1 protein-coding gene is annotated in these 1,068 nt (G+C 78.2%); it reads right to left on the bottom strand.

The window, feature by feature from the left end; genetic code table 11:
* Positions 1 to 86: 86 nt before the first annotated feature.
* On the bottom strand, positions 87 to 980 hold the full coding sequence (locus ACZ55U_RS39135; RefSeq protein WP_465534428.1) for an alpha/beta fold hydrolase: 894 nt from the start codon (positions 978 to 980) through the stop codon (positions 87 to 89).
* Positions 981 to 1,068 lie beyond the last annotated feature (88 nt).

The raw sequence follows: 1,068 nt of genomic DNA, 5'->3' as shown, positions 1-1,068 counted from the left end.
GGCCGGGGCGGTGTTGGCGGGCGCGGCGTGGTGGGCGGGGCAGTCGTCGGTGCGGGCGCGCGCGGGAGGCAGGGCCTGCGGGGGCCTCAGGCGGCCGGGGCCGGGGCGGCGTGGGCGGGCGCGGCGTGGTGGGTGAGGCAGTCGTCGGCGAAGGCGAGGGCGCGCAGGTGGTAGGGGCGGGCGGCGTGGCCGAGGGAGAGGTTGTGGCCGGCGTGGCGGGCGGTGGTGAGGTGGGCGATGCCCGGGGGGAAGGCGGCGGTCAGGGCGGCGCGGTGTCCGGCCTCCAGGCGCCACCAGTGTTCGTGGTCGGCGAGGGTCAGGCGCACGGGCACGCGCACGCGGGCGGCGAGGTGGCCGTAGCGGGCGGGCCAGGTGGCCAGTTCGCGCGATTCGAGGGCGGGGACGGGGGTGAGCAGGGCGCGGGCGGCGTGGAAGGTGCCGGGCGGGTAGAGGTGCAGGGGGCCCCAGTTGAGGCGCCCGCCGCCGGCGAGGTCGTCGGGGCGCTGCCAGGCGCCGGGGGCGTAGTGCTGGGCGAGGCCGGAGATGTCGCAGCCCAGCAGGGGCAGGCGGGGGTCGGCGGGCCAGTGGGCGGCGAGGTGGAGGGCGATCTTGCCGCCGAAGGAGTGGGCGAGCAGCTGGACGCCGGCGCCGGTGGGGTGGGTGCGGGCGTAGTCGGTGAGGGCGGCGTGGAGGGTGGCGCCCTGGTCGGCGATGAGCTGGCCGTCGGGCAGGTGGCGGGCGGAGGCGCCGTGGCCGGGGCGGTCGACGGCCAGGACGGTGTAGCCGAGGTCGGCGGCGAGGGTGAGGAGGCTGGTGTCGGGGTGGGCGGGGCCGGCGAAGTAGGCGGCGCGCATGCCGCGGCCGTGGATGGCCAGGAGGACGGCCTTGGGGGCGCGGCCTTCGGGTTCGGCGGCCAGGGCGGACAGGGGGATGCCGCCGGCGTCCAGGACCAGGGGGCGGGTGCGCGGGTCGCCGCTCATTAGAGGACCATCCCTTCTGCAGCCCTCTTCGGTAGGGTTGTGACCTCTCGGTCCCGGTGGGTGCATGGCCAGTGTCGCGAGCCGTTCG

The sequence above is a fragment of the Kitasatospora sp. NPDC034533 genome (assembly GCF_055575155.1).
This window is presented reverse-complemented; position numbering and strand designations above follow the sequence as displayed.